The sequence below is a fragment of the Desulfobacter vibrioformis DSM 8776 genome (genome assembly GCF_000745975.1).
Classification (GTDB): domain Bacteria; phylum Desulfobacterota; class Desulfobacteria; order Desulfobacterales; family Desulfobacteraceae; genus Desulfobacter; species Desulfobacter vibrioformis.
The window spans coordinates 1-26491 of sequence record NZ_KN050796.1 but is presented as its reverse complement, the minus strand read 5'-3'; the positions used below and the strand labels follow the sequence as shown (position 1 = coordinate 26491).

24 protein-coding genes, 2 tRNA genes and 1 riboswitch are annotated in these 26491 nt (G+C 48.9%); of the genes, 22 read left to right on the top strand and 4 right to left on the bottom strand.

Annotated features, from left to right (window positions below):
- Positions 1–28: 28 nt before the first annotated feature.
- The 4 genes from tsaA to Q366_RS19320 all read right to left on the bottom strand — a co-directional run bounded on the left by tsaA (position 29) and on the right by Q366_RS19320 (position 4375).
- Complete coding sequence (gene tsaA / locus Q366_RS19335; protein WP_051958179.1) at positions 29–793, bottom strand: tRNA (N6-threonylcarbamoyladenosine(37)-N6)-methyltransferase TrmO; 765 nt, start codon at positions 791–793, stop codon at positions 29–31.
- A complete protein-coding gene (gene pepF, locus Q366_RS19330; RefSeq protein ID WP_051958178.1) occupies positions 778–2589 on the bottom strand; it encodes an oligoendopeptidase F in 1812 nt (603 codons plus the stop codon). The genes tsaA and pepF overlap by 16 nt, the downstream gene beginning before the upstream one ends.
- A gap of 134 nt (positions 2590–2723) precedes the next feature.
- The gene (locus tag Q366_RS19325) at positions 2724–4043 is read right to left on the bottom strand and encodes a type II toxin-antitoxin system HipA family toxin (protein ID WP_035242496.1); all 1320 of its coding nucleotides are present in this window, start codon (positions 4041–4043) and stop codon (positions 2724–2726) included.
- A complete protein-coding gene (locus Q366_RS19320) occupies positions 4037–4375 on the bottom strand; it encodes a helix-turn-helix transcriptional regulator (RefSeq protein ID WP_035242494.1) in 339 nt (112 codons plus the stop codon). The genes Q366_RS19325 and Q366_RS19320 overlap by 7 nt, the downstream gene beginning before the upstream one ends.
- Before the next feature lie 366 nt (positions 4376–4741).
- Here Q366_RS19320 and Q366_RS22110 point away from each other — a divergent pair, with 366 nt between their 5' ends.
- The 22 genes from Q366_RS22110 to Q366_RS19210 all read left to right on the top strand — a co-directional run bounded on the left by Q366_RS22110 (position 4742) and on the right by Q366_RS19210 (position 26418).
- Positions 4742–5287, top strand: a complete 546-nt coding sequence (locus Q366_RS22110) for a pilus assembly FimT family protein (RefSeq protein ID WP_051958177.1) — start codon at positions 4742–4744, stop codon at positions 5285–5287.
- Positions 5187–5627, top strand: coding sequence for a type IV pilus modification PilV family protein (locus Q366_RS21670; protein ID WP_342668612.1), 441 nt, complete (start codon positions 5187–5189; stop codon positions 5625–5627). Before Q366_RS22110 ends, Q366_RS21670 begins: the two co-directional genes overlap by 101 nt.
- A 7-nt stretch (positions 5628–5634) precedes the next feature.
- Positions 5635–6765 carry a prepilin-type N-terminal cleavage/methylation domain-containing protein gene (locus tag Q366_RS19305; RefSeq protein WP_035242491.1) on the top strand — a complete coding sequence of 377 codons (1131 nt, stop codon included), beginning with the start codon at positions 5635–5637 and terminating at the stop codon, positions 6763–6765.
- 47 nt (positions 6766–6812) lie between these two features.
- Positions 6813–7448: a pilus assembly PilX family protein gene (locus Q366_RS19300; protein ID WP_035242489.1), complete on the top strand. Its 636-nt coding sequence runs from the start codon at positions 6813–6815 to the stop codon at positions 7446–7448.
- Between the two features lie 63 nt (positions 7449–7511).
- Entirely contained in the window at positions 7512–12281 is a 4770-nt protein-coding gene (locus Q366_RS19295; RefSeq protein WP_035242487.1) for a PilC/PilY family type IV pilus protein, read from the top strand.
- 166 nt (positions 12282–12447) lie between these two features.
- A riboswitch (TPP riboswitch) is annotated at positions 12448–12557 on the top strand.
- 81 nt (positions 12558–12638) lie between these two features.
- Positions 12639–13925, top strand: coding sequence for a phosphomethylpyrimidine synthase ThiC (gene thiC, locus Q366_RS19290; protein ID WP_035242690.1), 1287 nt, complete (start codon positions 12639–12641; stop codon positions 13923–13925).
- A 143-nt stretch (positions 13926–14068) separates the two neighbouring features.
- A complete protein-coding gene (locus Q366_RS19285; protein WP_035242485.1) occupies positions 14069–14569 on the top strand; it encodes a hypothetical protein in 501 nt (166 codons plus the stop codon).
- Positions 14569–15774, top strand: a complete 1206-nt coding sequence (coaBC, locus tag Q366_RS19280) for a bifunctional phosphopantothenoylcysteine decarboxylase/phosphopantothenate--cysteine ligase CoaBC (protein ID WP_035242483.1) — start codon at positions 14569–14571, stop codon at positions 15772–15774. The genes Q366_RS19285 and coaBC overlap by 1 nt, the downstream gene beginning before the upstream one ends.
- A 4-nt stretch (positions 15775–15778) precedes the next feature.
- On the top strand, positions 15779–16375 hold the full coding sequence (locus tag Q366_RS19275; protein WP_084691920.1) for a uracil-DNA glycosylase: 597 nt from the start codon (positions 15779–15781) through the stop codon (positions 16373–16375).
- On the top strand, positions 16365–17261 hold the full coding sequence (xerA, locus tag Q366_RS19270; protein ID WP_035242479.1) for a site-specific tyrosine recombinase/integron integrase: 897 nt from the start codon (positions 16365–16367) through the stop codon (positions 17259–17261). Before Q366_RS19275 ends, xerA begins: the two co-directional genes overlap by 11 nt.
- Before the next feature lie 74 nt (positions 17262–17335).
- On the top strand, positions 17336–17884 hold the full coding sequence (gene hslV / locus Q366_RS19265; RefSeq protein ID WP_035242477.1) for an ATP-dependent protease subunit HslV: 549 nt from the start codon (positions 17336–17338) through the stop codon (positions 17882–17884).
- On the top strand, positions 17885–19249 hold the full coding sequence (gene hslU / locus Q366_RS19260; protein ID WP_035242475.1) for an ATP-dependent protease ATPase subunit HslU: 1365 nt from the start codon (positions 17885–17887) through the stop codon (positions 19247–19249).
- The gene (argB, locus tag Q366_RS19255; RefSeq protein WP_035242474.1) at positions 19246–20133 is read left to right on the top strand and encodes an acetylglutamate kinase; all 888 of its coding nucleotides are present in this window, start codon (positions 19246–19248) and stop codon (positions 20131–20133) included. The genes hslU and argB overlap by 4 nt, the downstream gene beginning before the upstream one ends.
- A gap of 14 nt (positions 20134–20147) precedes the next feature.
- A complete protein-coding gene (locus tag Q366_RS19250; RefSeq protein ID WP_035242472.1) occupies positions 20148–21344 on the top strand; it encodes an aspartate aminotransferase family protein in 1197 nt (398 codons plus the stop codon).
- Positions 21341–22261, top strand: a complete 921-nt coding sequence (gene argF / locus Q366_RS19245) for an ornithine carbamoyltransferase (protein WP_035242470.1) — start codon at positions 21341–21343, stop codon at positions 22259–22261. The genes Q366_RS19250 and argF overlap by 4 nt, the downstream gene beginning before the upstream one ends.
- Positions 22262–22294: 33 nt before the next feature.
- Positions 22295–23674, top strand: a complete 1380-nt coding sequence (gene argH, locus Q366_RS19240) for an argininosuccinate lyase (RefSeq protein ID WP_035242468.1) — start codon at positions 22295–22297, stop codon at positions 23672–23674.
- On the top strand, positions 23671–24114 hold the full coding sequence (locus Q366_RS19235; RefSeq protein ID WP_035242466.1) for a hypothetical protein: 444 nt from the start codon (positions 23671–23673) through the stop codon (positions 24112–24114). The genes argH and Q366_RS19235 overlap by 4 nt, the downstream gene beginning before the upstream one ends.
- On the top strand, positions 24101–24646 hold the full coding sequence (gene folK / locus Q366_RS19230) for a 2-amino-4-hydroxy-6-hydroxymethyldihydropteridine diphosphokinase (protein ID WP_035242464.1): 546 nt from the start codon (positions 24101–24103) through the stop codon (positions 24644–24646). Before Q366_RS19235 ends, folK begins: the two co-directional genes overlap by 14 nt.
- Positions 24630–25274, top strand: coding sequence for a fructose-6-phosphate aldolase (gene fsa, locus Q366_RS19225; RefSeq protein WP_035242462.1), 645 nt, complete (start codon positions 24630–24632; stop codon positions 25272–25274). Before folK ends, fsa begins: the two co-directional genes overlap by 17 nt.
- A gap of 97 nt (positions 25275–25371) precedes the next feature.
- Positions 25372–25446 (top strand) — tRNA-Gly (locus Q366_RS19220).
- Positions 25447–25450: 4 nt separating this feature from the next.
- Positions 25451–25525 (top strand) — tRNA-Cys (locus Q366_RS19215).
- A gap of 422 nt (positions 25526–25947) precedes the next feature.
- On the top strand, positions 25948–26418 hold the full coding sequence (locus Q366_RS19210; RefSeq protein WP_245620033.1) for a helix-turn-helix domain-containing protein: 471 nt from the start codon (positions 25948–25950) through the stop codon (positions 26416–26418).
- Positions 26419–26491 lie beyond the last annotated feature (73 nt).

Here is a 26491-nt window from a genome sequence, read left to right as displayed (position 1 = left end):
CTTAATTCTATTTATTTCATCTGCGGTCCTAAACCGGATCCAGACAAAGCACCCGGATCTGATTTCCTGCTGCCTGCCATTTGAGATCAAAGTCAAACAGCCGGATACCGTATACACGATTTTTTTCCGGCACATCCGTCCGGGAGTCTCTTTCCAAATTGGGAAAATGAGTAATGCAATAAGCGGGCCGGGGATCATTTTCCAGTACCTGGGTAATGAGGGTCAGCAGATTGGGTATGGTCTTTTCCCTTTCCCGGATCTGGGCCCCTGCCGTGTCCGAAAAACTGACCTGGCAAGTCTTGTTGTCCGGCGCCGGTGCAAAACCGTCCCGGGCAGTGTCCAGCCGGTCTGAATAGGGCAGATAAGGTTTAATGTCCAGAACAGGGGTTTGATCCAGGATATCCACGCCGGTCAGGTGAAGCACCGGCCCTTTGGGTGTAGATTCAATGCCTTCTAACCGGACACAGGACATGCCGATGGGGTTGGGCCGGAACGGGGAGCGCGAGGCAAATACGCCCACCTTTTTATTCCCCCCAAGACGTGGGGGGCGTACCATGGGAGACCATTTCCCATCCTTTTTCACAGCTTTGTGAAAAACAAAAACCAGCCAGATATGGGAAAATTGTTCAAGTCCTCTTACAGCCTCGGGCCTTGCAAATTCAGGCAGAAATTCAAGCATCCCCGGAGCCCTGGCCGCAAGGTTGGGCTGCCGGGGAATGCCGAATTTTTCCTTGAAACAAGTATGGATCACCCCAATGGGTTCTATGGGGACGGGGTCTAAATGGACTGCCACAGGGTTTCCAGTTCGCTGATCCGTGATTCAAAGTGGGATGCGGCTGCCTGCACAGGGGCAATATCAGCCATGTCCACACCCGCCACCCGGAGTTCATCAATGGGAAACATGGATCCCCCGAGTTTGAGAAAGGCAAGGTAATCGTCCACGGCAGGTTTGCCCTTGTCTGTTATCCGCCGGGCAATGCCAAGGGCTGCCGCCAGACCCGTGGCATATTTATAAACGTAAAAGGACGAATAAAAGTGGGGGATGCGCAGGCATTCCAGGGTAAGGGCTTCGTCAATGACCATTTTATCGCCGAAATATACAGATAAAAGCCCTTTATACACGGATGTGAACGTTTCAATGGTGAGGGCCTGGTTTTCACCTGAACGCGTATGGATGATATGTTCAAATTCGGCAAACATGGTCTGGCGGAAAAATGTGCCCCGGATATTGTCAATTTCCCGGTTCAGTATATAGGCCTTCATTTTTGGGTCATCCCTGTATTTTTCCAGAAGATGCCGGGCCAGAAGTATTTCATTGAGGGTTGAGGCCACCTCGGCCACAAAAATCGTATAGCCGTGGGTGGGATAGGGCTGGGCTTTGTTGGCAAGAAAGGTATGCATGGAATGCCCTGCCTCGTGAATCAGTGTGAACAGGCTGTTAATGGAATCCGGATCATAGTTGAGCAGGATATAGGGGTTGGAATCGTAACATCCCGAAGAGTAGGCCCCGCTTCGTTTTCCTTTGTTTTCGTATCTGTCCACCCAGCCCTTAAGCAGGCCCTGCTCCAGGGTACGGCAATAGTCCCGGCCCAGGGGCGCAAGGGCCTCAATGCAGGTAACAACCGCCTGTTCATAGTCCATGTGAAAATCAATATCAGGTACAAGCTGCACATAGGTGTCGTACATGTGCAGTTCGTCAACGCCCAGGGCCTGTTTCCTGAAATCAAGGTATCGGTAAAGGGGTGAGAATGCTTTTTTCACATTGAGAATCAGGTTGTCGTAGACATCTTCCGGAACATTGTCCGCAAACAGGGCAGCCTTTCGTGCCGAATCAAACTGCCTGGCCCTTGCCCAGAACAGATCCTTTTTTACTGAGGCTGATAAGGTAGCAGCCATGGTGTGTCTGTGGTCATGGTAGGTCTGGTAATATTGATCAAAGACTGTTTTGCGAAAATTTCTGTCTTTATTTCCCAGAAAAGTGATAAAGTTGCCATGGGTCAAAGGCAGCACATCGCCTGCGGGATTTTTTACCGTACCGAAAGTAAGATCTGCATTGTCCAGCTGGGAAAAAATTCTTTGGGGGGCACCCAGGCTTTCGCTGGCCATTGCCAGCAGCTGTTCGGTTTGTGCATCTCTGGTGTGGGGAATGTTTCTGATAATCTGTTCCAGGTAAAACCGGTATGGCGCAAAGGCGTCTTTATCTAAAAGCGCTGTCAGCTGCTCAGCTGGTATGGCCCCGATTTCCGGCGAAATAAAACTTGAAGCTTCCCCGATGCGGGTGTAAAGATTTAAAGCACGCTGGGAAAGACCCTCGTTATCCGACTGGGTTTTGTCCTCATCGTTTTTCAGATGGGCAAATGTATACAAAGTCTCCATATCCCGCCCGACGCTGTGGTCGAATTCAATGCAGGCTAAAAGCGCATCAGGCCCCTGGGCAAGAGTGCCCTTGAAATCATCATAAATGGGCAGTTTCTTCTCCAGTGTCCGGAAAAGCGCCTCCCACGCCTCGATGGTTTGAAACATGGGGGACAGATCCCAGCAATCACTTTGAAGGACCTTTTTTCTCAGGGTGTCCGGCGGATGAACCATAACAAACTCCTTTGGCTGGTGAGTAAACCGATTACAGATATCTGGTTAGGGTATTGTGCAGGCCTTGTCAAGGATGAACTGGGAATCGGTAGTATGTCTCCCCATTTCGATTAAACTTTTTTAAGATTGCGTTGCTAAATGTTTAATCGCAAATTGCTGCTTATTAATTTGATTAATGATTGCGGAACACTATGTTCAATAGCCAGGTTATTCCATTCTGAAACGTGCTCTGTGATTTCTTCAATGATATGATCAATTTTTCGTTTGGTAAATATGGGGCTTATTTTTTTCAAGCTATAAAAATCGTCGCGGGTAAAGTTATCTCTTTTTCCATTGAGTTTCATCCAATGACTGCTTACCCAAGGGCTTCCCGGCTTGTAGCTGTATGCTAAATCATAGGCAGGAGCCAGTTGCCATTTGTCTTGATTATCAAGCAAATATCCAAAATTTTTAGAATGATCGTCATGATTACGTGCAATAATATTGAAAACCATTCTCTTAAATATCTGTATTGCATCATCTGGAGCTAATTTCAGCTCCCTTGCAAGTGAAAATAATTCTTCATATGAGTACGAGCCGACCTTCTTGTAATCTACATGTGCAATTCCGTTTAAGGTTTGTACATGTATCTTCTGATTGCCTTTCCGGTCAAACCGCTGGGTAATGAAATGACGTCTATTTCCTTCATTCAGTAATCGGCAGGGCATCATGTCTATCCCGCAGGCTTTGGCCATGAGATGATAAACGTACTCCATTGTCCCATACCCTAATGGATCACCAAATGTTTCTTTGCCTTTATGAGCTTCACTGACGCCATCAAACTTCATTACGAAATGTGTAAATCCGTTAGGTGCATTGGTTTGCCCTGACCTTACCTGGGTAAACTCTCTATTAAATGCAAGGACTGCTTTGGCCCTGGCACCACCAGCACTCATACCCACTGATAGTAGTGCCGTCATTGCCTCTTTATCTTCCTGACCTTGTGAACCAAGGGTTACTTGGAATTTCTCCCGTTTATCCAAAATTTCCTGGGCAATATAAATTAAAGATTGAATATCAACATGTTGTGACCGATTCAGGTTTTTGCGTTGGATTGACGGGGAGTAAGTTAATGCCCCCATACCACGATTTCCAGTATATTGAAGACGCTGCAATGGGGTGATCTCTGTTGGCGACTTGCCCTGACTAGCTATCCAGGCATTCATCACAGCATTACCAAAATCATCGGGTAATGAATCTGCGATCATTCCAGGTAATCCTTTGAAGGTTTCGTTGGTATTTTCCGGAAATGAATAAATCTTTTTAGATAAAGGCATTTTTACAGGTGAAAGCTCAATGCCGGACTGAATAAAACGAGACTCATATTCAAATGCGCCAACACCTGTTTCAGTATTGAAACTGACGGCACCGACATCATGTTCGTTATATTTTACTTTAACGACTTCGATTACCATAATGATTCATCTTCTCTGGTTTTACGTTTTTTCTTTGGGGTCCTCGAAGCGCGTTGCCGTTTTTTCCCTTTTAGTTTAGCCAGTTGTAAAGGAGAGATTTCCTGCACAGGTAAAAACATATTGATTTGCTCTACCATTCCCAGACTTACCAAGATTGCGACCAGGTTTTTCAGTTGGACATTACCTTTCTCGGCATTAAGAATCGTCCTCCTGTTTAAACCGGTTCTTGATGCCAGTTCAGCCTGGGTTAAATCGGCATTCAGCCTTGCTTGTTTCAGTCTCTCCCCTAATTGTTCAACTATTGCGGTCGGAGACATTTTTTCAAATACCATAACGTCACCTATAGTGTATATTAATCTATTTTTATTAATTAAAATACTAATTAGGTAACATTATAACTCGCATTTGCCTTTAATTCAATATCTTCACATAAAGTACAAATATTATGACATTAAATTAATTTTTACCTGTTAAGATGCACAAATTCGCACCTTATAGTCATACAACACTTGTGAATTTTTCAATTATTATACCTAATTATTTGTTAAATAATCATGATGTTTTACCTTTATCTGTGTTAAACTGAATACCTTACATGAATTGCCCCAAAAAATGATATGGTTTGCATCATCCTTGCATTAATATTTTTAAATTTGTTTATAGTGAAGCCCTGTTAAGGAAAAGGAAAGCGCCGGCCCATGAAACCCCAATCCGGTTTTACCATGCTGGAATTGCTCATTGCTGTGGCCATCATCGGCATTGCAGCAGGATTAGCCATGCCGGACCTGATCGGCTTTATGGCCAACTACAGGTTAAAGGATGCGGCAAGCCGGTTGTACTCCGACATGCAGAACACCAAACTCAACGCCATAAAGCAGAACAAAGACTGGGCCATTGTTTTTAATGCGGGTGCCGGAAAATATTATATCTGTTCGGATAAAGGCGGGGACAACTCCTGGGACCTTGACCAGAACACCATTGAAAAAGAGGTGACTATTCCCGATAAAAGCGGCGTCTCCTTTGGCCACGGCAGTGCATCCAAGGACGCCACGAGTGCCGGCGGCACCAGTTTCAGTGATGATGATATTACCTTTAACGATAATTATGCAATATTTAACTCCGCAGGATCAGGATCAGCAGGGTATGTGTATCTGGAAAACAATAAAAAAACCACCTATGCCGTGGGCATGGAATCCACAGGGTTTATTTCCATTAAAAAATGGAACGGCAGCAAATGGCAGTGACGGCTTTACCCTGATTGAAGCACTGATGGCCCTGCTGGTGCTCAGTGTGGGGCTGTTGTCCATTGCCGTCATGCAGATTGACGCCATTAAGGGGAACAGCCAGGCCAGCCATATCACAGAGGCCACCGCACTGATAGAAAAGAAACTGGAGGGGTATAAATCCGTTGCTTACGCGCAGGTTCAAGACGAACAGGGCAATGAAGACATATACCAGTGGGTGACCACTGTCCAGGCCGACACCCCTGCCACCAGCCTTAAAACCGTTACCGTTACCGTCACCTGGTCATCTGGAAACAAATCCCATTCCCTTTTCTTTGCAACTATAATCGGGAGGCAATAGGATTACCATGCCGACTCAATTTATATCAGCTTCAGGATCGGCCATAACCAAGCCTTTTACCTGCAAGGCGTCATACGGATTCACTCTCCTGGAAATTCTGGTCGCTCTGGCCATCTCAGGCATTATCCTGACAGGAATTCTTTACGTATTTGACACCAGCAACAAGTCATACATTATCCAGGAAGACGTGGCCAGGATGCAGCAGAACGTCAGGATCGCCAAGTATTACATTGAAAAAGACCTGAGGATGGCAGGATACGGTATCAGGGGCATGGCTTTTGACGGCAGCCTGATCGACGCCATTTTTTTTGAAAACAATTTAGCAGATGATGATCCAGACAACAGATTACCCGGAACAGACAGCATCACCATTACCTATATGGATGACGATGCAAGCGGATGCGGCACAGGCGGCACCCTCATCGCCTGTGATGCACTGCCCCAGCTTCTTCTCAAAGCTCAAATGCCGGCTGGCTCAGCTGAAGCTGACATTCAGGAAGATTTAGGTGTATCACCCTTTTCTGATTGGCGTTTCGGCTGTTCATGCAACGGAATAGACTATGACAGTTTCGGATATCCGGCGATCATTACCTCCCCGGACGGTTCCCAGTCAGACTTGGTTTTTATCACCCAGGCCCAGGATACAGGAGGGGGAACAGAGGACAAAGTTCAAAATCATCCATACAATGGCTTTGAGAATAAAGTACTGAACACCTATCCGACAAACAGCACCATCAATTTTTTCAATCCCAACTCCCTTCTCGGGATCAGGTATTTTGTTGACACTGAAAACTACCTGCGACGGGAGAAGAATGGTACCGCCTTTAAGGTGGCTGAAAACATAGAGGATATCCAGGTGGCATTCTACGGTGATTATAATAATGACGATACCGTGAATATTACAGACACTGGGGACCGGTATAAAGAGGTCAATCTGGTCAGCGGCGTGATGTCAAGTGCTGATAAAGCAAAAATCAGGTATGCCCGGGTTACTATTGTGGGACGGACGGCCCGGGAACACAACGGCATTGCCAGCAAGCGACCAACTGTGGAAGACCATGCCGGCGCAACCCAGCCGGATTATTATTCGCGCAGGGTATTGTCATTTACCGTGAAAATTCGCAATCTGGATCTGTAAGAACCGGATTAAACTAAAGATACGGCCCCAAAACACCGGAGGATATTATGTATCCATTAAAAAAATACAGCCCATTAGAGAATCAGGGGGGATTTGCCCTGGTCAGCGCCATGATATTCCTTGTGCTTCTAACTGTGATCGGGATTGCCGCCACCAATACCGCAACCATTGAAACCATGATTTCAACCTCGGAAAAAAACCGGCAACGCGCTTTTTTTGCTGCGGACGCAGGGATTGAACACGGCAAAATCATTATGATGAATGCCATGAAAAATGCATTTGTAAGCACCGGGGCCACTGACTGGGATGTGGTGCTGTCCGCTTCCCAGTCCGGGGTGGAAAGTGTTGACTATAAAACGGATTCGTCTGATAAGGAATCCTTTATCTGGATCAAGAATCGAAGCATGGGCAGTATTGCCACGTATACGGTCATGGCCCGGGATAATGAGGATGACACTAATGTCTTTGACGACACTGACAATATCATTTACCTGACGTCCATTGCCACTTTGGCCGACGGCGCCACCGCCGGTATTGAAATAGGCTTGTCAAGCGTACTTGACGGCGGATCCGCCATAGCCTATTCGGCCCAGGCCGGATCCGGTTCAGGGAAAAGCTATAAGTCCGATGACGCCAACACCATGACGGATTTCACGCCACAGACATCAATTGATATGAACTGAATTTATAATGCCCTGAACCACATTTAAAACCAGGACAATTATGCCATATTAAGGAGGGGGAAAATGACAACTATACATCTGCCTTTTCCGGTATCCCGCAGCCGACAGCAGGCTGAAGGACAAATACGGGCTGGCCGGAGCCTTGTTCCAGCCGCTTTATCCATACTCACCCTTATCTGTTTCATGATGGCGACCCTGCCTTTGGGCGCAGCCCAGGTTTCATTTAACAGCAGCAGCTGGCAGTGGCATGACTCGGTAAACGACGAAAACAGCCACAAAGAAATTACCTCAGACTCGGCCATGACCATTACCGCAGCCGGTAATGATGTCTGGACCGGCTCGGACCAATATGCCGCATATTATCTTGAAGATGTTGAAGGCGAGTTCACCGCCATCGTCAAAATAGTTTCCCAGGAGAACACCGATGAGTGGGCCAAGGCCGGCATTATGGTGAGAAACGCCATGGATGAGGATGGCTCAAGTTCAGGCTACTGCATGGTCTCTGTGACCCCGGGCAACGGGTATGCCTTTCAATGGGATAACAACAATAACGGTATGTTGGACAAATACACAAATACAGGCAGTTCCGATCCCCCCTGCTGGCTTAAACTGGTCAAGACCAAAGAGGGAAATGACTACTGGTTTGAAGGGTTTTACTCCACAGACGGAACCGACTGGATCCCCATTGAGAGTAAAGCCATGGGCACTGCCCAAAACCTGCAGGATGTTGGGCTTTTTGTGACCTCCCACGATGCCGGCACCCCCTGCACGGTGCAGTTCGAGAATTTTGAGATCAATCCCCTACCCGCCGAAACCACCTATACCATTGAAGCCTCTGCCGGAGACAACGGCACCATAGATCCAATCGGCGAGGTTGAAATCACTGAAAACGATGAGCCCCAATTTACCATTATTCCTGATACCGGGTATGAAATAAGTCAGGTGTCGGTGGACAGTTCACTGGTCACGCCGACTGATCGCACCTACACCTTTGATCCCGTAACTGCCAATCACACCATTAAGGCGACTTTTTCGCAAATATTATATACGGTTACGGCCACTGCCGGGGACCACGGATCCATTACCCCGTCCGGAGACAAGCAGGTGGCGTATAACGGGGAGATCACATTTGATGTGGTCCCCGACGACGGATATGCAGTGGGAACGGTCACGGTGGACAATGATTCCGAAGCGAAACTGACCAACGACCAGTACACTTTTTCAAATGTTCTCGAAGGCCACCGGATCAGCGTCTCCTTTGTTGAATCAGAACCCCCTGCATCGCCCTCCGGTATCCCCGGATGCGCAACAAACACCTCCACGAATTATAGTTCCGGGTTTGATTCAGGCGATTTTGCCCTGACCAACACCAGTGTGTCTGACGGCAAACTGGTTCTGGACACAGGAAATAACGCCATTGATCCGGATAATATTGTCATTCCCTTTACCCAGGAAGTCATTGTCACCTTTTTGTACGAAGGGGCCGGGTATGTCTCTGATTTCGGCTACATCCTCAAGAAAGATGCTGTTGACGGAAACGGAAACTTCAAGGGCTGGAACAATATCCCTGAAAATGACAAGCACCCGCTTTTCATAAAAATTTATGACGACAATGAAACCGGGGATTGCTGCGGCGGCGGAAACGGAATTCTGGACACAGAGTACGGCAACGGCTCCTTTCCCACCACCAGCGAGGATGATCTGGCCAGTTATGACGACGGCACCAGGAATCCGGACGGCTCTGTTAACACATTTGTGGTGGATGGTGACGGCCGCGTCACAGCCAGGGACATGAAAAAATCCATCGGCACCATTGCCGGCGGGACCGAACTGGTCTTTTTTCTGACAGCAGACAAGCGCTGGAACACCACGGATACCAATGGGGTTTTTTTTACAAAAAAAGATTGGAATCCGGACACTTACGGAGCATGCGGCAGCGATACCTTTAACAAGACTTACAGGCTGGGTGATTCAAATACGGCATCCGACTGTGTCACAGCCGGCGGTTGGCTGACCCAGACGGCCATTGACCGGATGGATACCATCTTTGATGTCCAGCTATCCGGGGACTATGTCCTCCCCGTTACCTACGGACAAAAATACGCCCATGTCATTGTGGGTGCCCCGCCCGATGCCCCCAATAAATGGATCCTGGGGTGGGAGGACCTGACCGGCGGCGGGGATGCAGACCATAATGATATGGTTTTTCAGATCGAACGGCGCACCGGCGGGGTTGCCAGCCTTGAATCCGAAAATGCCATTGTTCCGGAAGATGACGAAGCATATTTCACAGCCGTCACCATGACGGTCTATGACAATCTGCCCTGCTCCGGGACCACGGAAATCAACTACTGGCTCTCCATTGATGACGGGGATACCTGGATCGAAATAACAGAGTGGGATGAAATTTATGAAACAGACAATGAAAAGAATACACCAGGGGAAGACATTTCCGATACCTGGGTTCCCGGAACCCCCCAGTATACCAAACGAAAAGTCCGGGTTGACTTTTCCGAAAAAGGGCTGTCAGGCAGGGCCTTGCGCTGGAAGGCGGAGATGTTCTCTGAGCTGGAAACCTGCATCCCTGAAATACTTGATGTGGAACTTGACGGCACGGTGGCAACCAACGGTTACTTCGCCCGGGCCGAACCCGTGATCCAGACCAACGTAGTCTATTCCGGGGCCTATGAGACCCCGGCCCTTTCATGGACGGATAAGTCTTTGAGGGGGCATCTGGTGGCGTCCCGGCGATATGATCCCAAGGATACCAGCAATACCGATGCGGTTAAGCTCTGGGACGCAGGCCAGGTGCTGACGGCGCAAGGTCCGGCAGCCAGGACCATTTATTATCACTGCATCACCGTGCATGCGGAAGAGGAATTATGGACAGGAGACGGCATAAAAACAGAATTTTCAGGCACCCTTGAACACAGCCCGGTATGTGCGCTGACCGTTGAAATCACTGACCAGACCGAAAAGTTTACGGATAAACATATCGATGAGCTTTCCGGCAGTCTCGGGGGAAGCGGGACCATCAACCGGTTTACAGGTCAGATCAGTGTTACCTTTAAGTCTGCCCCGGGTGCAGATGTACCTGTTAAGGCGTCATACTTCTATTATGTGGCCCAGGGAACCCTGGAACCCTTTACCCCGGACAATATCACCAATACCACGCTCGGCCTGAACGAGACCCATCTTATAGGCAAGGGGTATACCTATGATTTTAACGGGGATGGCCAATATACCGAAGCTGACGGGGACTGGCTGGTCAACTGGGTCAGGGGATATAAGGACGGCAGCACCACTGCCAAGGAATGGCTCCTGGGTCCGGTGGATCACTCGGTACCTGCGGTCCAGATTCCGCCGGGAACCCCGTGGTGGTATTACGGCAGTGCGGTTACCGATGAAGAAAAAAAAGCGTTTGACAAATTTGTCAAGGATAATGAAACACGGCGGACTGTTGTATATGTGGGATCCAGGGACGGGATGCTCCATGCCTTTGACGGCGGAAAATTCAGGTGGGGTGATAATCCCGTCACCAGTGAAGAAGAAGAAAACCGGGGCTATTTTCTATGGGAAGGAGAAGGTGAAGACGTTGCCCCGAATTACGGCACAGGAGCGGAGTTGTGGGCATTTATCCCTGCCAACCTGGTTCCCCGACTGAAAAACAATAATCTGGGAGAAGATGACCAGGCCTATGTGGACGCCTCGCCTACCATTGCAGATGTTAAAATCAACGATACATGGACCACGGTGCTGCTGTGTGCCCAGGGCAACGGAGGGGATACGGTTACCTGTCTTAATGTCACTGATCCCGATAAACCAACGTTTATGTGGGAGTTTGCAGACCCGGAGCTGTACAGGAGCAGATCTTCTGCCGCTGTCTCACAGATCGGCAGAATCCAGGTGAATGGTGAGCCCATGTGGGTGGCCTTTTTTGTTTCGGGAAAAACAGACGACCCGGAGCTTTATCCATCCATCTATCTTGTCAATATAGAGACCGGCCATTTGATCGAACGCATTTATCTAAACCATGACCCGGACGGTACAAACAGGGGAAAAGGCGGGGTGGCCAGCGGCCAGCCTGCCATTGTGGATTCGGACGGTAACGGATATATTGACCGGATATATGTGGGATCTGACAAGGGATATCTGTACAAGGTGATCATACCCGACGATCCCGATGGCTACTACTACGGTTTTACAAACTGCGTCATTAATACGGACTTTACCGATGATGATAACAACACGGTCCAGGAAAGCTATCGGTACCAGCCCATTTATGCCTCCCCTGCCGTGACCGTGCAGACCCATTATGATGCCCATGGCGAGCAGCAATACAACATTACCATTTTCTTCGGCACCGGTGACAGTCCCTATTATGATGAGGATATTGACACGGACAATACCAGGTATCATTTCTACGCATACACGGACACGGCTGAAAAAGGCATCTGTTCGACAGATACGGTAAGCCTGGACTGGTACCTGAAACTTGATGCAGGCCACAGGATTTATGCCTCTGCATTTTCAGCAGCGGGAAATATTTATTTTGGCACTTCCACAGCTGAAACCGAAGACCCTTGTGAAAGCCAGGGAGAGGATGATAACAGCGGTAAAGTCTATATCGTGGACGCCGAGGAAGGGACCGTGATTAAGAATATTGTTGTGGGAAATGTCCGGGTATCTCCCTTGGTTGACGATGAACATCTCTATGTGAAGACCACTGACGGTTCTATTGTGACCCTTGGCGGCGGCAGATATAACAACGCAGTCATCATGGGGGCCGAAGTAAACACCTCTGTCAGGTCATGGAAAGAAATTTCCAATTAAGCAGGAGAACCAAAGACCTTGTAAATTAACAATTAAAGAGATACTTCGTGATGAATCCAAGAATAAGGATTATTAGGGATTAACCGTGTTTTTTTTCATGCGATTACCCTGTGTGCCGGGGGAAATCCATTGACAGAATCTTCCGAATCAAGTATTGGACATTTCAGTTAATCACGGGGGTGCTTTTGTAAAAGCTGAGAGAAGTTAGTTCAAGACTTCAACCCTTGGAACCTGATCCGGTTCGTACCGGCGTAGGAAACGTGGTTGAAGCTTTGGCACAGCATCATCTGTCATCTCCCGGCCCAGCCGTTTCAGTTTTCCTCCCATAAAAATCAATATAAAACAGGAGATATACACATGTCACAATCATATACAACTCAGATGGATGCGGCCAGGAAAGGCATTCTCACACCGCAGATGGAACAGGTGCTCGCCAATGAACCCATTTCAAAACAGGAACTTATGGAAGGCATTGCCCAGGGCTCAATTGCTGTCCCTGCCAATAAGAATCATTTAAACCTGAAAGCCGCAGGCGTGGGAAAAGGGCTTAAAACCAAAATTAACGTCAATCTGGGCGTATCCAAAGATGTCTGCTGTTTTGATGCGGAACTCCGGAAGGCGCGCCTGGCTCTGGAGTACCAGGCAGACGCTGTCATGGACCTGAGCGTATCCGGCGACACTGAAAAGTTTCGCAAGTGTCTGGTGGCACAAATCCCTGTGATGATCGGTACGGTACCCATTTATGATACCTTAACCCGTACCGGAAAACCCACCCAGGACATAACCCTGGAGGATTGGTTTGAAACCGTTGAGATCCATGCCGCCAACGGGATTGATTTTATTACCATCCATGCCGGACTCAACAAAAAATGTGCCCAAAGCATAAAAACCAACCCCCGGCTGTGCGGAATTGTCAGCCGGGGCGGGGCCATCCTGTTTGAATGGATGGAAAAAACCGGCAATGAAAATCCCTTTTATGAACACTTTGACCGGCTTCTGGATATCTGCCAGGCCCATGATGTCTGCATCAGCCTGGGGGACGGACTCAGGCCGGGTGCCATCCAGGACTCAACAGACGCCCCCCAGATTGAGGAGCTGATCACCCTTGGGGAACTGACCCGGCAGGCCTGGAAAAAAAATGTACAGGTCATGATTGAGGGACCTGGCCATGTGCCGCTGCATGAAGTGGAAATGAACATGAAACTGCAAAAAAAGCTTTGCCACAATGCTCCGTTTTATGTGCTTGGCCCCCTGGTTACCGACATTGCCCCCGGCTACGACCATATCACGTCAGCCATAGGCGGTGCCCTGGCCGCCATGCATGGTGCTGACTTTTTGTGCTATGTCACCCCGGCTGAGCATCTGCGACTGCCCACTGCAGACGATGTTAAACAAGGTATTATGGCATCCCGGATCGCGGCCCATGCCGGAGATCTGGCCAAGGGTCTTAAAGGTGCCGCAATTATCGACCATAAAATGAGCAAAGCCCGGGGTACCCTGGACTGGGAGGGACAGTTCGACTGCGCCCTGGACCCGGAAAAGGCAAGACTTTACCGCAATTCATCCCAGCCCGGGGAAAAAGAGGTTTGTACCATGTGCGGTGATTTTTGCGCGGTTAAACGTGTGGGGGAGTTGCTGAAATAGCGGCGTGCAACATCCTGGCAAGGTGCATAACTGTTTTGTGTTCATGCGTCAGTACTAAAGTTAATGACATTGAATTGACATTTAAGGGGATTCGTTTTAGAAGAAATAACATTTGCGGTAACGAATAATTTGGAGAAAACGAAATGAAACCTCGTCATTGCCTGCCAGCATTTTTTTGGGGGTCACTGATATTTACAGCCTTGATATCTGTTTCAGGGTGCGGGCTTTTTCAGAGGGCACCGGCCTCGGAACAGGTCCAGTCCCCCCAGCCGGAGGTCGAGAATAGACCTGTTGCTGTTTACCATGATTTTGAGGATGTACTGATTCCCGAAGAACTGAAAATTATCAAAGACCGCACGGTTATCGTTTCAACACCCGGATTCAGATCCGGAATCCTTAGCCTCAAGGGGCGGGTGGAGTCCAACTCCCTTTATAATTTTTTTTCCATGAACATGGAAAAGGACAACTGGGAGGTCATTTCCAGGATTAAAGCCCCGGAAACCACCATCATGGTATTTCAAAAGGCCACCCGCTGTGCCGTGATTTCAATCCGTGAAGAACCGATTTATACCTATGTTGAAATCGGCATCGCCCCTACCCTGCGCGGCGTCTCCCAAAATCCCACAAACGATGGGACCTTTTGATGACATTGAATGGTAAACACGTTTTTTTAGGTGTGACCGGCGGTATTGCTGCGTATAAATGCGTTGAACTGCTCCGGCTTTTTAAAAAGGCCGGAGCTGATGTGGTGGTGGCCATGACCCGGGCCGCCACCCGGTTTGTGGGACCTGCCACCTTTGAGGTACTCTCGGAAAACCCGGTGCTCCTGGATTTGTGGGAAGGATCCGGTTCCGGGGTTGCCCACATTGAAGTGGCGTCAAAGTCGGATCTTGCCGTCATCGCACCGGCAACAGCCAACTTCATTGGCAAGCTGGCCCACGGTATTGCCGACGATGCATTGACCACTACCATGCTGGCCATGACCTGCCCTGTTTTGATCTGTCCGTCCATGAATACGGATATGTACCAGAATATAAGGGTGCAAAAAAACCTGGATTTGCTGGAAGAGTCCGGCATTCATATCCTGGATCCGGATTCAGGGGTGCTTGCGTGTAAAACCGCAGGTGCCGGCCGCCTGCCTGAACCCTGGTTTATTTTTGACCGGGCCTGTGCGCTTTTTTACAAAAAGGATCTAAAGGGAAAAACCATTTTAGTCTCTGCCGGCCCCACGGTTGAAGCCATTGATCCGGTGCGTTTTTTAAGCAACCACTCCTCTGGCAAAATGGGATATGCCATTGCCGGGGCTGCGGAAAAAAGAGGTGCCAGGGTTATCCTTGTGTCCGGTCCTGTCAGCCTTGATGCCCCTGTTGGTGTGGAGCGCGTATCCGTGGAATCCTGCGACCAGATGTATGATGCCATGCTTGGATCTTTGGGCCAGGCGGATATCATCATTAAAGTGGCGGCTGTGGGGGATTTCAAACCTGTGTCTGTCCAGGCCCATAAAATCAAAAAGAACGGGGAGCAGGATCAGGGACACATGACCCTTGAACTGACCCAGAACAAAGATATTTTAAAGGCCATTGGGCTCAAAAAAAGGACAAATCAGTACCTGGTCGGCTTTGCTGCGGAGACCCGTGACCTTGAAACCTATGCCAAGGGCAAGATGGAAAAAAAACACCTGGACATGATTGCCGCCAATATTGTGGGCAAAAGCGGTTCAGGCTTCAAGGCTGATACCAATAAAGTCAAACTGTTCACCCGGGACGGCCTGGTTACGGATCTGCCTTTGATGTCAAAGGAAAAGGTGGCCCACGCCATTTTGGATGCGGTTGTCCAGGCGATCTCCTAAACCCATGGATGTTTTTGACGGTAATACAGTTCAAAATTCTGACTGGAGCCATGGGGTTGTCCAGGCCCTCAATTCCCTGGGCCAGTTTCTGAAGTTTCAAAAAAGTCTGGGCAATCAATCCATGGCCCTGGGCCGGGACGCCTTTCAGATCCTTGAAACATGGGGCACCCCGGCATGGCCGCCACAGCCCTTTGCTGCCCAGGGGCCTGAAGATGCGCGCATCGTTCTGGTGGACAGTGAGGGAACCTTTTTTAAGGGGCAGCCTGGCAGCCTTTTGGTCAAAATGCTTTCAGCCATGCATCTTACACCGTCTAATGTGTATATCTGCAATGCTGCAGACAACGATTTGCTTGACCGCCACATACTGGCGCACAAACCTTTGGCCGTGGTGGCGTTGGGAGAAAAGGCCTGCCGGATGATGAAAGGCACGGATGATCCCCTGGCAAAAATCCGGGGGCATTTTTTTCAGTGCCACGGGGTACAGGTCATGGCCACCCACCACCCTTCGGTGCTTGTGCAAAACCCTGCCCTGAAACGCGAGGCCTGGGACGATCTCAAACAGGTCATGGCCTGTACAGGACTGGACCGCCATGATTCTTGATGACTATCTGGTCACCCTGGAAGCTGAAAAAGGGTATTCCGCCCATACGCTTCGGGCCTATTTTACGGATATAAAAAGCTTTATCCTTTTTTACCTGGACACCTGTAGCTGCACGGATGAAAACTGGCAACAGGCTTTTGAAAAAAGGGCTCAACAGGTGGACAAGATGATCGTGCGCAGATATCTTGCAGCCCAGACCGCCCTGAAAAAAAGTAAAAAAACCCTTTCGCGGCGTTTGTCCGCCTTGAAATCTTTTTTTGATTACCTGACCAGGTCCGGGCTGGTCGGGTTGAATCCTGCCGATACCATCCCCTTTCCGAAACTTGAGCAAACCCTTCCCAAGGCCATGAGTATTGATGATATTTTCAGGCTGCTGGACACCATGAAAAGTGATACCTGGATGGACAGACGAAATCTTGCCATGTTTGAGACCTTTTATTCCACAGGCATGCGAATCGGCGAGCTTCACATGCTAAATATCCAGGATATTGATTTTCATGCCGGGCTGATCCGGGTTTTAGGCAAGGGAAACAAAGAACGCATCATGCCCGTGGGCAGGCGCGCCCTTGATGCCGTCCAAACCTACCGGGCTGATCTCAAGGAAAACTTCCCAGCGGTATTCTTAAACAAAGACCTTCAAAGGCTTGGCAGACGCTCCATCAGGCGCATTCTTGATAAGGTGGTCATGGAATGCGGTTTAGGTTTGAAAATTTCACCCCACACCCTGCGTCATTCCTTTGCCACTCATATGCTGGATTCCGGTGCCGATCTTCGGGGTATCCAGGAAATTTTAGGTCATGCCAGCCTGTCCACCACCCAGGTGTATACCCATGTGAGCATGGACCGTCTGATGGCCGTGTACGACAAAGCCCATCCCCGAAGGTAACCGGTTTATAAAATCAACAAAAAACCAGACTGTTGGCCGGTTTAACGGCGAACAGAATCAGGAGATAATGATATATGAATAATGAACAATTTCACGGCACCACAATCCTTGCCATTAGAACCGGGGACATGGTCGTGGTTGCGGGTGACGGACAGGTCACCCTAGGCAATGTCGTAACAAAACATAAAGCCCGGAAGGTCAGACGAATTTATAACGACCGGATTATTACAGGCTTTGCAGGGGCCACGGCCGATGCCCTGACCCTGGCTGAAAAGCTTGAGGAAAAACTGGATCAGTACAGCGGAAGCCTGACCCGGGCCTGTGTGGAACTTGCCAGGGAGTGGCGTACGGATAAATATCTTCGCCGTCTTGAAGCCATGATGATTGCAGCGGATAAAGAAAACCTGTATCTTCTGTCAGGCAACGGGGACGTGATTGAACCGGATGAAGGCGTCATCAGCATCGGATCCGGCAGCACTGCTGCCCAGGCTGCAGCTGTGGCCTTAATTGAAAATACGGATCTTTCGCCGGTTCAGATTGTGGAAAAAGCCATGAAAATTGCCGCAGATATCTGTATATATACCAATCACCATGTAACAATAGAAACCATTGGAAATAATTGAATGAAGGATCTAAAACCCCATCAGATTGTAACGGAACTGGATAAGTACATTATAGGCCAGCATGCTGCCAAAAAATCAGTGGCTGTGGCCTTGAGAAACCGTTGGCGGAGACGACAGCTGGAACCGGAACTCCAGGATGAGATTGCACCTAAAAATATTATACTCATCGGTCCCACAGGGGTTGGCAAAACCGAAATCGCCCGCCGCCTTGCCAATCTGACAGATTCCCCTTTTTACAAGGTGGAGGCATCCAAATTTACCGAGGTGGGGTATGTGGGCCGGGATGTGGAATCCATGATCCGGGATCTGGTGGAACTCACCGTCAACATACTCAAAGGCCGTCAACAGGAGGCGGTTCAGGGAAAAGCGGCAAAAATCGCCCGGGAGCGGGTGCTTGATATCCTTTTGCCGTCCCCCAAAAGCAGTCCGGCATTCGGGTCTGATACCGGGGATGATGCGTCCCCAAAACCTGGTGATAAGCCGACGGAACATACCCGGGAAAAGCTTGGCAAAATGCTTGATCAAGGCAAGCTTGACGACCGTAAAATAGATATTGATGTCCAGGAAAAAAATTTTCCCATGGTGGAAATTTTTTCAAATGCCGGCATGGAGGAGATGGGTATCAATATGAAGGACATGCTTGGCAATTTCATGCCCAGAAACACCAAGAGCCGCAATGTCAAGGTTAAGGATGCCCTTGCCCTGATTGCCCAGGAGGAGGCGGCCCATCTGGTGGACATGGATGAGGTGAAAAACGATGCCATTACCTTGGTGGAGCAGTCCGGCATCATTTTCATCGACGAGATCGACAAGATTGCGGGAAAAGACAAGAGCCACGGGCCGGAAGTGTCCAAGGAAGGAGTTCAAAGGGATCTTTTGCCCATTGTGGAAGGCAGTTCCGTGCCCACCAAATACGGCACCGTGAAAACAGATCATATCCTGTTTATTGCTTCGGGTGCCTTTCATGTGTCCAAACCCTCGGACCTTATTCCGGAACTTCAGGGACGGTTTCCCATCCGGGTGGAACTCTCCTCTTTGGGCGCATCGGAATTTTCCCGGATCCTCACAGAGCCTAAAAATGCCCTGGTACTGCAGTACATTGCCCTGTTGCGCACCGAAGGGGTTCATGTAAGTTTTACCCAGGACGCTGTGGATAAAATTGCCCAGATTGCCGTTGAAGTGAACTCATCCATGGAAAATATCGGGGCAAGGCGACTGCATACGCTCATGGAGCGCCTGCTTGAAGATATTTTATTTGATGCCCCGGATATTGAAAATCCGTTCATCTCCATTGATGCCGCTTTCGTTGAAAAAGAGTTAATTGATATTGCCAGAAACCAGGATTTAAGCAGGTATATTTTATGAAAAATACGGTTGCAGACATATTGATAGAGGCATTGCCCTATATACAGAAATTTTCCGGAAAAACAGTGGTGATCAAGTATGGCGGACACGCCATGGTGGATGAGGATCTGAAAACCAATTTTTCCAAGGATATCATCTTACTTAAGACTATCGGGGTCAATCCGGTGGTGGTCCATGGCGGCGGTCCCCAGATCAATGAGGTACTCAAAGCCATGGGGATCACATCCACCTTTATCAAAGGAATGCGGTACACGGACGATGCCACCATGGATGTGGTGGAAATGGTTTTAGGCGGCAAGGTGAATAAGGATGTGGTGTCCCGGATCAACATGGAGGGCGGACGGGCCGTGGGACTTACGGGCAAGGATGCAGGATTGATTCTGGCCGAAAAAATGACCATTTATCACCAGGAAGATGAAACCAAACCGCCTGAGATCATTGATCCGGGCATGGTGGGGGATGTGTCCAGGGTAAATCCCGAGATCATTCACACCCTGAGCGCCCGGGGCTTTATCCCTATTATTGCGCCGGTGGGGGTGGGCACCAAAGGGGAAACATACAATATTAATGCAGATGTGGTGGCGGCAAAAATTGCTTGTGCCCTGAATGCCGAGCGCCTTATCCTTGTCACGGACGTGGATGGGGTGCTGGACAGTGACAAGACACTGATCTCCTCAGTGAATGAGCACCAGGCCCGGGAGATGATCCGGGACAACCGGATTTCAGGGGGCATGATTCCAAAGGTGGAATGCGGGCTTTCCGCCTTGAACGCCGGCGTTCAAAAAGCCCATATCATTAACGGAAAAATTGCCCATGCTGTTTTGCTTGAGCTGTTTACCGACTCAGGGATCGGCACCCAGCTCTTTGCCGGAGATTCTAAATAAGAAGGAAATATAAAATGACAATTCAACTGACCCAGGATCATGTGTTTAAGACCTATGCGCGCCAGGGGCGGCCCTTTGTCAAAGGACGGGGCACCCAACTTTATGATGATCAGGGCAATGTATATACCGATTTTCTGGCCGGCATTGCCGTATGCAACCTGGGGCATTGCCATCCGGATATCACCGCAGCCATCTCTGCCCAGGCAGGCACTTTGGTGCATGTGTCCAATCTGTTTTACACAAGGCCCCAGGCAGAGCTTGCAAAGGTTCTGACTGAAAAATCCTTTGCCGACCGCGTGTTTTTTGCCAATTCAGGTGCAGAGGCCAACGAGGCTGCCATCAAACTTGCCCGGCGGTTTTTCCAGGCAAAAGGGGAAGCCGGCAGGTTCAAGATTGTCACCATGCAGCAAAGCTTTCACGGACGGACCATGGCCACGCTGTCTGCCACGGGCCAGGATAAAATCAAAAAGGGGTTTTTCCCCCTGCTGGACGGTTTTATCCATGTGCCCTTCAATGATATTGAGGCCCTGAAAGCTGTCATGGATGGTACGGTGTGTGCGGTGATGATGGAACCTGTCCAGGGTGAGGGCGGGGTCATCCCTGCTGATCCCGAATATATCAAGGCTGTAAGGCAGCTTTGCACGGACACCGGCACCCTGCTGATTTTTGATGAAATCCAGACCGGCATGGGCCGTTGCGGTACATTATTCGCCCATGAATCCTATGATGTTGTACCTGACATCATGACCCTTGCCAAGGCCCTGGCCAATGGGGTTCCCATCGGCGCCATGCTGGCCAGCGAAGAAGCTGCCCTGGGATTTGAAGTTGGCAGCCACGGCTCAACCTTTGGCGGCACCCCCCTTGCCACGGCCGCAGCCCTTGAGGTGGTTCGTTTGATATCTGAACAAGGGTTTTTGGCATCTGTTCGTGAAAAAAGCGCTTATTTTCTGGCCCAGCTCAATGGGTTAAAAGAAAAGCATAAGAAAGTGGTGGATGTCAGGGGTAAAGGGCTGCTTATCGGCATGGAGCTTGATATTTCCAAGGGCAAAACAGCCACAGATTACGTGTCTGAATGTTTCAAAAAAGGCTTTATTATTAATGCGATTCAAGATAAAGTTCTTAGATTTGCACCGCCCTTGATTATAGGGACCGTCGAAATTAATCAGCTGGTTGCCGAACTGGACAGCCTGCTTGCAGGAGACGATCATTGAAAAAGGATTTACTGTGTTTACTGGACCTTGAACCCCAGGATTTTACAACCCTGTTTGAAAGGGCGCTAAGCCTGAAGGCGCGCCACAAAAAGGGCATCTTCGATTCCCTTCTGGCCGGCAAAACCCTGGGCCTTATTTTTGATAAGAAATCCACCCGGACCCGCATCGCATTTGAAACGGCCATGATTCAGCTGGGCGGACATTCCATATATATGAGCACCCAGGATACCCAGATATCCAGAAATGAGCCGGCAAAGGATACGGCCCGGGTTTTATCCCGGTATATTGACTGCCTGGCCATGAGAACCTTTGACCACGATCTGGTGGAAGCGTTTGCCCAAAGCGCCACGATCCCGGTGATCAACGCCCTGACAGACGCGTTTCACCCGTGCCAGATTTTAAGCGACATCATGACCGTGATTGAACATAAAGGCGGGTATGAGGATGTCAGAATCGCCTGGGTGGGAGACGGTAATAATGTGGCCAATTCCTGGGTCAATGCCGCATCCGTGCTGGGGCTGGACCTGATCGTGGCCTGTCCGGACAACCACCATATCAATCCTGAGATCATTGCTGCGGCCGGGGCAGACACAAAAGAGAATATTGTGTTCACCAATGATCCCAAAGAGGCTATTAAAGGCGCCGATGTTGTGTATACCGATGTCTGGGCCAGCATGGGTGAGGAAGATCAGCTTGAAGGCCGGCTTAAGGCGTTCAAAGGATTCCAGGTCAATGAGGAGCTGCTCAAAAGCGCCAAGGATGATTGTCTGGTGCTTCACTGTCTGCCCGCCCACAGGGGTGAGGAGATTGCCGAATCTGTACTTGAAGCGCAAAACGCGGCGTTCTGGGATCAGGCGGAAAACAAGCGGCACATGCACAAAGCCATTCTGGAGCGCTTGATTTTAGGGCGAGATTAGGCCCAAGCGGGGAACTACATAGGGAAAAAAATAATGAGTGAAAAATTATGGGGGGGCCGGTTTGCCGAATCCACGGATAAACTGGTGGAGTCTTTTAATGCGTCCATAAACGTGGATAAACGCCTCTATGAGAGCGACATAAAAGGTAGCCAGGCCCACCTTGAAATGATGGCAAAACAGGGGATTATCTCATCAGAAGATGCTGAAACCCTGGTGGAGGGGCTGGATACGGTAAAATCCAGAATTGATAATGATGAAATGGTATTCACCGACGCTCTGGAAGACATCCACATGCATGTGGAGGAAAATTTAGGCCAGGTTTGTGGACCTGTGGCCAGAAAACTGCATACGGGCAGAAGCCGTAATGATCAGGTGGCTCTGGATGTACGCATTTATCTCAAGGAAGAGACCTTAAACCTTATCCAAATGCTTAAAGATTTTCAGGCGGCCCTGGTGACCCTTGCCGATGCCAACAGAAAAACAGTGATGCCCGGATATACCCATATGCAGCGGGCCCAGCCCGTATTGTTCGCCCACCACATGCTGGCATACTTTCAGATGTTCAAGCGGGATGTGGAACGACTGGAGGATTCCCTGAAACGCCTGGATGTGATGCCCCTGGGCACGGCAGCCCTGGCCGGTACTTCCTTTCCCATTGACCGGGAATATACCTGTCAGGTCCTGGGCTTTTCCCGGGTATCGGACAACTCCATGGACTCTGTGTCAGATCGTGATTTTGTCATGGAATTTATTTCCCATGCGTCCATCTGCATGATTCATCTGTCCCGGTTGTCCGAGGAGTTGATTTTATGGTCCACATCGGAATTTGCGTTTATCACTATTTCCGATGCCTTTACCACAGGCTCTTCCATCATGCCCCAGAAGAAAAATCCGGATGTGTGCGAACTTGTCAGGGGTAAAACAGGGCGCGTGGTAGGCAATCTCATGGCCATTTTAACCACCATGAAATCCTTGCCCATGGCATATAACAAGGACATGCAGGAAGACAAGGAGCCTTTGTTCGATACCATAGACACCTTAAAAATCTGCCTTGAGGTGTACACCCGCATGCTGGCACATATTGAGGTGCATAAGGACCGGATGCGCACGGCCTGCATGACAGGTTTTTTGAATGCAACGGATTTTGCCGATTATCTGGTCAACAAGGGCGTTGCCTTCAGAACAGCCCATGGCATTGCGGGAAAAGCCGTGGCCTTTGCCCTGGAAGAAAAAAAAGAACTGGATGATTTAACTTTGGAAGAGATGCGTTCCTTCAGCAATCTTATTGAAAAGGATGTTTATAAATTCATCAGTTTGGATGCCATGGTCGCCCGGCGCAACTCCTATGGTGGAACCGGATTTGACAACGTATCCGCGGCCGTGGATGCGGCAAAAAAGGAGCTTGGGATTTGAACCGGATCGGTCAGCGCGTACTCATATGTCTTTTTTTTGCCTTTTTAGGCGCAGGCATCCTTTTTATGGCCCCGGGATGCGGTAAAAAAGGGCCGCCCGTACCTCCGGCTAAGGACGATGATATTCCTGCTGCCCCCACAAGCCTGAAATACACGCTCAAGGATCGTGACCTGACCCTGTCATGGCGCTGTACATCTTTGCAGAATCGGGAACAAGGGGCAATGGTTGAAGGGTTTGAGGTGTTCATGGCAACCAAACCCCTGGATGGCTGCGAAGGATGCCCCTTTATGTTCAAATCCATGGGTGTGATTCCCATGCCCCGGCAAAGCTTTATATACACCCTTGACCAGGACCTTCATTATTATTTCAGGGTTCAAACCCTGGGGCATGACAATATGAAAAGCAAGATGTCGGATACCCTTTATATTGAATTCCCCTGATTCCTTACCCCTGACACCTGTATTTTTAAGCATCGGCGCCAATGTGGGAAATAAGATTGCCAACCTTGGGCTGGCCATCAGCCGTCTTGGGGGAACAGAAGGGATTTTCATAGAAGCCCTGTCAAAATTTTATAAGACAGCGCCCCAAAATTATACGGATCAGGACTGGTTTGTGAATGCCGCCATCAAAATTAACACAGCCTATTCTCCGGAAAAGCTTTTGGGCGTACTGCAAGCCATTGAAAAAGAGCAAAATCCGGACGGCAAACCCTTCAGATTTGGTCCGCGCAGGATTGATCTGGATATTATTTTTTACGGCCAAAGGGTGATGGACACAGCCACGCTTGTGCTTCCCCATCCCAGAATGCATGAACGCGCCTTTGTATTAAAACCCCTTTGCGACATAGATAAAAATCTGGTTCATCCGGTAAACGGCCTGACCGTGGGTGAACTGTTCGAACAAATGAAAACAAATGAAAGCCAGGCAGTGATTGCCCTGGCCAAAGAGGAGACCCGTGAAATTTTTTATTGATACAGCCAATATTGAACAGATCAAGGATGCCAATGATATGGGCATGGTGGATGGTGTGACCACCAACCCCTCCCTGATTGCCAAAGAAGAGGGTGAGTTCAAAGACATTATTGCACAAATCTGCAAAATTGTTGATGGTCCTGTTTCCGCAGAGGTGATCAGCCTGGAGTATGAGGGCATGGTAACGGAGGCCCGGGAGCTTGTCAAAATTGCCGATAATATTGCCGTGAAAATCCCTATGACCGTGGAAGGGCTTAAGGCGGTTAAAACCTTATCTGCCGAAGGCATTAAAACCAATGTAACTTTGGTATTTTCCGCGCTCCAGGCCCTGATGGCTGCCAAAGCCGGTGCAACCTATGTTTCTCCCTTTGTCGGCCGCCTTGATGACCTGGCCCAGGAAGGCATGGGGCTCATCGAAGAAATTGTGCAGATTTACACCAACTATGATTTTGATACCCAGATCATTGTGGCATCGGTGAGAAGCCAACTCCATGTTCTGCAGTCTGCCCTGATAGGTGCGGACATTGCCACCATCCCCTATGGCGTGCTTAAGAAACTGGCGGCACATCATATGACCGACAAGGGCATTGAGTCCTTCCTGTCAGACTGGAGCAAAAAGAATAAATAGCCTGGGCCTGGCTGTCAATGCAGAAAAAAATGAAATTTTTATTAAAATTTCATTGACAAAAGAAGGCCATCCATCTATAAACAATTCTTGTTGCTGAGCGGGAATAACTCAGTGGTAGAGTGCGACCTTGCCAAGGTCGAAGTCGCGGGTTCGACTCCCGTTTCCCGCTCCACCAAGGCGGCTTGGCCAAGTGGTAAGGCGACGGCCTGCAAAGCCGTTATTCTCCGGTTCAAATCCGGAAGCCGCCTCCAACCCGAATTTTAAGGGCTTAGAAGAATCTTTTCTTCTGAGCCCTTTTTTATTTGGGCTCTCCTTAAGTGGCAGTCTGGAAAAAGATACCAGATCACCTGTCTTAAATCCTTTTTTAAATACACTCCAGTATAAAATTTTTTTTATGGAGAAGAAACTTATTTTTTAAAAAAGGTAACCGCTAAAAACAAAAAAACCTCATCGGCTGGCACCGATGAGGTCCTTCTGTAGAAGCTTGAACTTCTAAATTGAATAATCTCAACTTAGAAGTTAACTCAAAAAAAGAGTTTTGTCAAGCGATCGGTGAAGTATTTTGTTTTTTCGGTTAGGAAGGAGAACGTTGAATAATCTCACAATTTCGCATGGTTATGCGAATGACCTTGATTTGTGGTTTGGGAAAATCGAAAGAAAAGATGGTGGGAAAATGACTGCAGGAATCGAAAAAACTTTTAAGGCGATGGTCAGATGCGCGGTTGGAAAGGACCATACATTCGTTAATATGGAAACCTTAGCCAACCGGACAAATGTATGCCATCGAACCATTGAAAGACACCTCAAGATCCTCCAGGAAGCAGGGCTGATCAACACTGTGAGAGAAGAAATTAACGGCTGGATGCAGACCGCCTATTATTTTCTTGCCCATCCTGTAATCATTAAATTCAGGGAATTACGGGCTGGTAAAACAAACCCTCAACAAAAACCGGATGAAACGCCCAAGCCGGACCAGCCGGACCAGCCGGAAGCGGCCCAGGAAACGGAGCCTGAAGCTGAGCCGGAGTTACCAGAAAGTGACAACCTGGAGCCCCCCCGGGAATGTCATGCTGTGGATGAACAAAATGTCGGCAATTTGTCGGATTATACCATAGATAGATTATATAGTATTCCAGAAAACTAATTTGACTTCATAACCATCTTAATTTTAAGCAACTTTTAAATCGTTATAAAATCGAAAAAGTTTGAGAATGTCT

What these genes read in the sequence shown, in the direction of transcription:
- argB (WP_035242474.1), top strand. Translation starts at nt 19,246, where the DNA reads ATGAAAAATACGGTTGCAGACATATTGATAGAGGCATTGCCCTATATA.
- Q366_RS19300 (WP_035242489.1), top strand. Translation starts at nt 6,813, where the DNA reads ATGTATCCATTAAAAAAATACAGCCCATTAGAGAATCAGGGGGGATTT.
- hslV (WP_035242477.1), top strand. Translation starts at nt 17,336, where the DNA reads ATGAATAATGAACAATTTCACGGCACCACAATCCTTGCCATTAGAACC.
- Q366_RS19320 (WP_035242494.1), bottom strand. Translation starts at nt 4,375, where the DNA reads ATGGTATTTGAAAAAATGTCTCCGACCGCAATAGTTGAACAATTAGGG.
- hslU (WP_035242475.1), top strand. Translation starts at nt 17,885, where the DNA reads ATGAAGGATCTAAAACCCCATCAGATTGTAACGGAACTGGATAAGTAC.
- Q366_RS19305 (WP_035242491.1), top strand. Translation starts at nt 5,635, where the DNA reads ATGCCGACTCAATTTATATCAGCTTCAGGATCGGCCATAACCAAGCCT.
- Q366_RS22110 (WP_051958177.1), top strand. Translation starts at nt 4,742, where the DNA reads ATGAAACCCCAATCCGGTTTTACCATGCTGGAATTGCTCATTGCTGTG.
- pepF (WP_051958178.1), bottom strand. Translation starts at nt 2,589, where the DNA reads ATGGTTCATCCGCCGGACACCCTGAGAAAAAAGGTCCTTCAAAGTGAT.
- xerA (WP_035242479.1), top strand. Translation starts at nt 16,365, where the DNA reads ATGATTCTTGATGACTATCTGGTCACCCTGGAAGCTGAAAAAGGGTAT.
- Q366_RS21670 (WP_342668612.1), top strand. Translation starts at nt 5,187, where the DNA reads ATGTGTATCTGGAAAACAATAAAAAAACCACCTATGCCGTGGGCATGG.
- Q366_RS19325 (WP_035242496.1), bottom strand. Translation starts at nt 4,043, where the DNA reads ATGGTAATCGAAGTCGTTAAAGTAAAATATAACGAACATGATGTCGGT.
- coaBC (WP_035242483.1), top strand. Translation starts at nt 14,569, where the DNA reads ATGACATTGAATGGTAAACACGTTTTTTTAGGTGTGACCGGCGGTATT.
- Q366_RS19285 (WP_035242485.1), top strand. Translation starts at nt 14,069, where the DNA reads ATGAAACCTCGTCATTGCCTGCCAGCATTTTTTTGGGGGTCACTGATA.
- Q366_RS19275 (WP_084691920.1), top strand. Translation starts at nt 15,779, where the DNA reads ATGGATGTTTTTGACGGTAATACAGTTCAAAATTCTGACTGGAGCCAT.
- Q366_RS19295 (WP_035242487.1), top strand. Translation starts at nt 7,512, where the DNA reads ATGACAACTATACATCTGCCTTTTCCGGTATCCCGCAGCCGACAGCAG.
- thiC (WP_035242690.1), top strand. Translation starts at nt 12,639, where the DNA reads ATGTCACAATCATATACAACTCAGATGGATGCGGCCAGGAAAGGCATT.
- Q366_RS19250 (WP_035242472.1), top strand. Translation starts at nt 20,148, where the DNA reads ATGACAATTCAACTGACCCAGGATCATGTGTTTAAGACCTATGCGCGC.
- argH (WP_035242468.1), top strand. Translation starts at nt 22,295, where the DNA reads ATGAGTGAAAAATTATGGGGGGGCCGGTTTGCCGAATCCACGGATAAA.
- Q366_RS19210 (WP_245620033.1), top strand. Translation starts at nt 25,948, where the DNA reads ATGACTGCAGGAATCGAAAAAACTTTTAAGGCGATGGTCAGATGCGCG.